General features: G+C 47.5%; 4 protein-coding genes and 1 pseudogene. 3 read left to right on the top strand and 2 right to left on the bottom strand.

The genetic code is table 11. The annotated features are described in order from the left end of the window. Window positions 1–184, top strand: a pseudogene (locus tag QZ938_RS08110) (RNA-guided endonuclease TnpB family protein); the annotation flags it as partial. Between the two features lie 126 nt (window positions 185–310). Next, window positions 311–2,221, top strand: coding sequence for a CapA family protein (locus QZ938_RS08105; RefSeq protein WP_293350162.1), 1,911 nt, complete (start codon window positions 311–313; stop codon window positions 2,219–2,221). 339 nt (window positions 2,222–2,560) lie between these two features. Here QZ938_RS08105 and QZ938_RS08100 read toward each other — a convergent pair whose 3' ends face one another. Both QZ938_RS08100 and QZ938_RS08095 read right to left on the bottom strand, forming a co-directional pair. Next, window positions 2,561–3,652, bottom strand: a complete 1,092-nt coding sequence (locus QZ938_RS08100) for a bifunctional heptose 7-phosphate kinase/heptose 1-phosphate adenyltransferase (protein ID WP_293350165.1) — start codon at window positions 3,650–3,652, stop codon at window positions 2,561–2,563. Window positions 3,653–3,953: 301 nt separating this feature from the next. Further along, a complete protein-coding gene (locus QZ938_RS08095) occupies window positions 3,954–4,511 on the bottom strand; it encodes a response regulator (protein WP_293157948.1) in 558 nt (185 codons plus the stop codon). A gap of 1,018 nt (window positions 4,512–5,529) precedes the next feature. Here QZ938_RS08095 and lipA point away from each other — a divergent pair. Continuing rightward, window positions 5,530–6,486, top strand: coding sequence for a lipoyl synthase (gene lipA / locus QZ938_RS08090; protein ID WP_293350168.1), 957 nt, complete (start codon window positions 5,530–5,532; stop codon window positions 6,484–6,486). Window positions 6,487–6,544 lie beyond the last annotated feature (58 nt).

Genomic DNA, 6,544 nt, shown 5'->3' with positions numbered 1-6,544 from the left:
CAGAACATCAATCGGTCAATTAATTAATTCCGATGTTAATGGTTCTTATAACATCCTCAGAAAAGCAATCCCAAATGCTTTTAGCGATGGGATAGGGAGCTGTGTAGTTCAGCCGAGGCGGGTTAATCCGCTGAAAGTAAAAGCGAAGGGGGAGGGACTCGAAGCCTCTCATGTCTATAAATGACTATACTTTTACCAGCTATGTTTATTTGTATCTAGTTACTTAAGTTAAGTCGATCGGCATTTCATCCTGTTTCGCAAATCTGATATAAGATAGAGCTAAATTTCTCGTGTGAGAGTAGAGGCATTTGTGAGCCAACAAGATATCTTAAATTTAGCAAAAGAAGGCGATGCCAGGGCGATCGCATTTCTGATCGGCCAAGCACTCCAAACCTTCGGCGTCACGGCTAAAGGCAGCTTGGAAAATGAAACCCTGCACCTGCTGCTGGAAGCAGAACAATTGCCCGCAGAAGAAGCCTGTCTCCGAGTCGCAATCAAAGGGTTGCAGCGACTGCAACCAAATAACATTTACGGAGTAACAGTGTACGGGCGGCGCGAAGGCGAGCAATTGCCCGCTTGGACTCAGACGGTAGAATTAAAACAACGCTTGGCTAGTGTACCCGCAACCGCAGCCGCGCCAGTCAGTGTAGCAGCACCCGCAACTGTAGCCCCTGTTCAAATTCCTGTAGGTGTCGCCAGTGTACCCACCGCCCGAATTCCTGTAATTTTGCCCAAGGTAGAAACACCTCAAAATATCACAAACCCACCCATTCAAATACCAGAAAAATCCCCCCGCAAATCCTATAGAATCCCAACTCCCAAACCCACAAACCAACGCCAAAAAAAGCCATCACAGCCGCCAGATACAATCCCAACTCCCCAACCCACAAACCAACGCCAACAAAAGCCATCACTGCCGCCAGACATAATCCCAACTCCCAAAGCCACAAACCAAGGCCAACAACAGCCATCACCGCTACCAGATTTAGCCCGTCGTAAAACTAAAAAATCTTGGCTGTCAGTCGGTACTCTCAGCCTAATTTTTGTACCGATAGCAGGCTTTGTACTCGGTTCTCAATTCAATAAATCCTCAAGTACCGCTACAATTAACCATGTCACCTCAAAGCCTGCGGTACAAAAAGTAGGCGCGGCAAAGCCATCCCGCAAGGAATCTATCCCAGCGTCAGCATCCGCCGCCAAACCCGCATCACAATCACCACCCCAGGCAGCAAAAATACCTGCAAATTTGCCCGCAACTGTCAGCATCAAAGCAGTTGGCGACATGATCCCCGGCACCAATTTCCCCTACAATAAACTCCCGGAAAATAAGGAGCGTTTATTTGAATCGGTAAAATCCTACCTACAAGGAGCCGATATTCTGTTTGGCAATTTTGAAAGCACGATGACCGATTATCCTTACAGTTCCAAAGGAGGCGGTGGAGGAATGCTGTTTGCCTTTAGGACGCCTCCGAGTTATGCCAAAATCTTCAAAGATGTTGGTTTTGATGTTTTGAATATTGCCAACAATCACTCCTACGATTTTAACGAGCAGGGATTTAAGGACACGATCAAAAACATCGACAGCAACGGCATGAAGGCTGTTGGCAAAAGAGATCAAATTGTTTATCAAAATGTCAAGGGCGTCAATGTTGCCTTTATCGGTTTCAGCAACTACGGCGAAGTTCACAATTCCTTGCTGGAACTGAAAGCAGGGGCTGAAGTTGTCAAAAAAGCGAGGCAAAAGGCTGATATTGTAGTCATCTCAGTTCATGCTGGAGCTGAAGGAACCGGAGCTCAGAATGTGAACAATAGAACTGAGTTCTTTTACGGAGAAAACCGGGGAAATATGGTGTTGTTTTCGCGGACGATGATTGATGCGGGAGCAGATTTGATTTTGGGACACGGCCCGCACGTTACCAGAGCTGTGGAACTGTACAAAGGGAAATTGATCGCGTATTCCCTGGGCAATTTTATGGGTTATCGCACTTTGTCCACAGCCGGAGCATTGGGTCAATCTCTGATTTTGGATGTCAAAATGACTCCAAAAGGAGATTTTGTTTCTGGTAAGATTATCCCCATCGAACTTGACAGGCAAGGTATTCCGTCTGTGGATGAAGATTTTACGACTGTGGGGTTGATTCGCCGTTTGACAAAGAGCGATTTTCCCAATACTGGTTTGACGATTGATGACAAGGGACAAATTTTGAAGAAGAGTAAGTAGTCGTTGGGCATTGGGCATCGGGCATCGGGCATTGGGCGGAGCGTAGCGGAGGGATTGGGCGAAGCGAAGCGGAGGGATTAGGCATTAGGCATTGGCACTTGTGCTGAGCGAAGCCGAATTAAGCCGAAGTATTGGGCATTGGTAAGCTGTTCGACATCTAAATTGCATTTTTTGTGCGGGCTTTCTGGCCCACCCCACAAGAACTTTATCAAATTTTGGCTGTGCAGTTTAAATACAGAACAGCTTAACGAATAACTAATAATCAATCACCAATTCCCAATTCCCAATTCCCAATTCCCAATTCCCAATTCCCAATTCCCAATTCCCAATTCCCAATAATTAGTCATCAATCATTAGTTTCAAAGCTTCTTTCATTTCCTCTGCTGTCGTCGTCGCCGTACCGAATTGACGCACGACAATGCTAGCGGCCAAATTTCCCAAAACTGCCGCTTCCCAACCCGATGCACCGACGCACAAAGCTAAAGTCATCGCTGCTACGACTGTATCTCCAGCACCAGTTACATCGAATACATCAGTCTTGTTAAAAGGGGGAATATCCCAGCTTTGAATGGCAAATTCTCCCTTGAAGCAAGTGGATGTTGGAGGGGGTGAATTTTTGATTGGTTCGCCGTTCACCCTTTCAAACAAACTCATCCCTTCTTCGCCGCGAGTAATCAGGATTTTTTGAGCTTGAGTTAAGTTCAACAAATCGCGTCCTGCTTGCATTAAAGTTTCAGGATTTTTGATAGCATATCCGACTGCTTGCTCGGCTTCCGGTAAGTTCGGAGTAAACAGCATCGCTCCAGAATATCGCTGCAAATTTGTTTGAGCGTCTACAATTGTTTTGCCGGGAATCACTGCCGATTCGATCGCCAAACGAGTCAAAACTCCGTCGCCGTAGTCAGAACAAACCACCGCATCGACTGTGGGGATTTGCTGCCGGATGTAGTCTGCTAATTGCAACTGCAAGTCTAAATCCGGCAACTCGTCAGATTTGCGATCGACTCGGACAATTTGTTGAGTCACCGACTGCCGCGCGTGCCCGGAAATGCGAGTTTTGGTAACGGTTGGACGCTGCGAATCGATTAAAATCCCAGCCGTATCAATTCCCGCAGCCTCAAAAATACCGCACAAAGCCTTTCCCTGGTCATCTTTTCCCACCAAACCAGCAACTTTTACTTTGCCTCCCAGTTTGGCTAAATTGTAGACAGCATTTGCGCCACCTCCGGGTAATTGCCGAGTATTCTCGTAGCGCAAAATCAACACAGGTGCTTCGCGGGAAATTCGCTCTACTTGTCCGGTAAGAAACTCGTCCAAGGTCAAATCTCCGATCGCTAATACCTGCGCTCGATCGAAGCAGTCTAATCTTTTCAACAATTGCTCAGTTGAGGCACGCAGTTGAGGCAAAAAATCGGAATAGTCGTTAGTCATTAACCAAAAAAATGAGACTGAGGAGTTGATAGTTGAGTGTGGCACGAGCGGCAATTAAAAAATCTTAATAAAGATTAATAATTGATTTCCTCCCTGGTTTGATTTTTAACTTTTAATTGATTTTCCCACTGAGATTGTGAGAAATCGGTTGCAGGCGATTGGCTATCGCGCGATCGACCAATTTAGCAAAAAACTACGGACACAAGGGGACCCATTGAAATAAAGTGAGAAAGTTTCACAGTGTGGAAGTTTCCTTCTACATGAGTGCCTTCTGCACGAGTACCTGTAAAAGACCGCAGAATTATTTCGATTTCATCTGCTTGATGATCGTAATCACCTGAGTCATTTGTTTTTTGAGTGCATCAATTTCCGCTTGCATTTTCGCCATTTGCTTAGTCATCGCCTGAATTTCGGCAGCACCGGCTCCAGAACTCGGTGCAGCAGCGGCGGCGGCAGGGGCTTCTGGTACTGGTTTCTTTTTAGCCAGTACCATCGCCGATTTGATCGCCTCGGTTAGCTGCTTTTTCTCAAAAGGTTTAGCGATGAATGCAAAGAAATGCTTCTCGAAGGGTTTTGGAATTTTCTCCATCACCTCTTCTTCGCGCCCCGACATGATCACCAAAGGTATCTTGCAAAGCACCGGATGGGCTTGCACTTTTTGATACACTTCCCAACCACTGACTTTGGGCAGTAGGAAATCTAACATAATTAGATTCGGTCGGGCTTCACGGATCAGTTTGAGTCCTTCTTCGCCGTCTTTTGCTTCTAGAACTTCAAAGTTACCTTGAGGTAACATCTCTCGAACTCGAACGCGGATGACTTTACTGTCATCGATTACCAAGATTTTTTGACCAGCCACGACTGACTCCTTCAGTAATGAGTGTTGAGGATCTCAGGGCCATTGAGAGCCACTGAGATTTTTTGCAGAGAAGATCGGAAACCAATATTCAAAGGCATTGTCAAGGTGCCTCGCTTTGGCTCAAAACAACTATCTTTCGATGCTGCAATCGCGCTTGCGTTATCCTTTTCAAATGCTTTCTCGGTCTATCACTTTGGCCAGTTCGGTACGCTTTCCATCCTGCTGTTACTTGCTCTTTTTGTTTAACGCCTCAATGCGTTTACTAAGTGGCCGGAATTTCTCCGTACTAGGATAGTTCGTCACGCAGACAGATTTACTTACTCGCCTCTAGATTTTGACACTCTCCGACTATAGTGGAACGGAGATTCTTAAGAAACAGCCTTGCGATTGTTCTTAAAGGCGCTGTCAAATCGCCGCTACACGTTCAACCTCACTGACTTTCGCCACGATCGCCATGAGCATTACGTCTACTTTTTTGCTTTATGCTTTCGTTCGCACTTTTCAACACGAAGCCAGTTCGGTACGTTCCCCATCCTGCGTTGCTTGGCTGTGCTGCAAGTCTTTCCCAGTCTAAAATGCTGAGGGTGTCTTACTGCCTGGAATTTCACCGTTCTAGGAATGGTTCAGCACGTAGTTGATACGCCTACTTGTTTAGCACAATTCAATTCTAATCTAGAGTAATGGCAGCCTTCAAACGGCTGCTGCTGCGTTTCATCCCCGGCTTGAAAGACCGAGGTTTGCGCGTGATGCGCTATAGAGTACAGACCACGGGGACTAAAGTCCTCCGAGTCGCTTTCCTCTCAGGACTGAATGAAGCCTCTGAGTTTGCCGCTTCCCGTGTGGTCTTGTGATTTGCAACCTTCAGTATATCCCTAAGAGAATTCTACCTAGAATTCTGAACGAGTTTAGTTTGGCTGCAATTGATCCGAATTCTGATTTGGGGTCAGATTCCTACAAGTTGAGGGACTTTGATTTCGGATACGATCGCATATATTAACTCGATCGCCATGCAGGTTTTATGTCGCCCCAAACTCCTCAAACTCCTACTGTCAAAGCAACTGCCGCTCAAATGCGGAGCGAAATCGAGGCGATGCCGGATTGGCTGCGACGGCCCATTGGCAAAGCTAGCGAACTTTCCGCAGTGCAGAAAATTATCAAACAGCGGCAAATTCATACGATTTGCGAGGAAGGCAGATGTCCCAACCGGGGCGAGTGCTACGCCCAAAAAACGGCGACTTTTTTGTTGATGGGGCCGACTTGCACCCGTGCTTGTGCTTTTTGTCAAGTAGATAAAGGTCATTCTCCGATGCCCCTCGATCCCGAGGAACCGCAAAAGGTGGCCCAGGCCGTGCAATTGTTGGGTTTGCGCTATGCGGTGCTGACTTCGGTGGCGAGGGACGATTTACCGGATGGAGGCGCGGGTTGGTTTGCGTTGACGATCGCCCAAATCCGCCACGTAAACCCCGATACTGAGGTTGAGGTACTGACGCCGGATTTTTGGGGAGGCCTGGGGAGGAATGTTGAGGCGGATAATTCTAGTTTGGATCGCTTGCAGCGGGAGCGGATTCGGACGGTGGTGGAGGCAAAACCGGCTTGTTACAACCACAATATTGAGACGGTGCGCCGGTTGCAAGGGCCGGTGCGGAGGGGGGCCAAGTACGATCGCTCGATCGACCTTCTGCGTATCGTCAAGGAATTTGACCCAACTATTCCCACCAAATCCGGTTTGATGTTGGGGCACGGGGAAACCGAGGCCGAGATTGTCGAAGCGATGGCCGACTTGCGGGATGCCAAGTGCGATCGGCTCACCCTCGGTCAATACATGAGACCATCTCTAGAACACCTCCCAGTTCGCAAATACTGGACGCCAGCCGAATTTGACCGTTTCGGGTCGATCGCCCGCGAGATGGGGTTTGAGCGAGTGCGATCGGGGCCTCTAGTCCGCAGTTCCTACCACGCCGGAGCGATCGATTAAAATCAATCTGAATTCAACTAGGTATCAAGTCCTAGTTACAAAAAATAACACTCTTAGA

This window comes from Microcoleus sp. CAWBG27 (assembly GCF_020883145.1).
Taxonomy (GTDB): Bacteria; Cyanobacteriota; Cyanobacteriia; order Cyanobacteriales; family Microcoleaceae; genus Microcoleus.
The sequence above is the reverse complement of the archived record's forward strand: the minus strand, read 5'-3'. Positions and strand labels throughout refer to the sequence as shown.

Bases quoted from the DNA above. Each gene is read 5' to 3' on its own strand.
- lipA (WP_293350168.1), top strand. From the start codon at position 5,530: ATGTCGCCCCAAACTCCTCAAACTCCTACTGTCAAAGCAACTGCCGCT.
- QZ938_RS08100 (WP_293350165.1), bottom strand. From the start codon at position 3,652: ATGACTAACGACTATTCCGATTTTTTGCCTCAACTGCGTGCCTCAACT.